General features: G+C 45.4%; 1 protein-coding gene. It reads left to right on the forward strand.

Features of this window, described 5'->3' with window-relative positions; genetic code table 11:
* Positions 1-835 (forward strand): IS3 family transposase (locus tag EI164_RS16440; RefSeq protein ID WP_192521039.1); only part of this gene is annotated, 835 nt, incomplete at its 5' end.
* Positions 836-873 lie beyond the last annotated feature (38 nt).

Consider the following 873-nt stretch of genomic DNA (forward strand, 5'->3'; position numbering starts at 1 on the left):
CAAAAAAGTGGTAGCGCCCCAAAGGCGCCGGCAGATGGCTTGTCACTATATTGAAGATCGTAGCATTAGCATACGCCGTGCTTGCCGTATCTTTAACATCAGCGTCACCTGTTATTATCACAAGTCGGTGGTAACAGATGAGAACCAGCAAATAGCGGACTTACTTATCAAACTGACTGATGAGAACAAGAACTGGGGCTTTGGCTTGTGCTTTTTAACCTTGCGTAATGTGCTAGGACTGCCGTACAACCATAAGCGGGTATATCGCATCTACTGCGAGCTTGAACTCAACCTTAGAATCAAGCCTAAGCGTCGCATTAAACGTGCTAAACCAATACCATTAGCAGTACCTGATAGGATTAACCAAAGCTGGAGCATGGACTTTATGCACGACGGCTTAACTGATGGCCGTGGCTTTAGACTGTTCAATGTCATTGATGATTACAACCGTGAGGCACTCACCGTTGAAGTCGACTTCTCGCTACCGGCCGGGAGGGTCATACGCAGTCTTAATCAGCTTATTGAGTACCGAGGCAAACCTGTGCAGATAAGATGCGATAACGGCCCTGAATACATCAGCAATGCGCTCAAAGACTGGGCTGAGCAGCAAGGCATCATCTTAAGCTATATTGAACCTGGCAATCCACAGCAAAATGCGTATGTAGAGCGCTTTAACAGAACCATGAGATATGATTGGTTAAATCAGGAGCTGTTTGATAATCTAGAGCAGGTACGCGCACAAGCAGAAAACTGGTTATACCATTATAATCATAAGCGCCCAAACATGGGCAATGGCGGTTTTACACCGATACAAAAACTCAATCAGGCAGCTTAATTCTATTTATTAGGTGTCTTAAGTTTGGGAGGGTTACC

This window comes from Psychrobacter sp. FME13, assembly GCF_014861395.1.
Lineage (GTDB): Bacteria > Pseudomonadota > Gammaproteobacteria > Pseudomonadales > Moraxellaceae > Psychrobacter.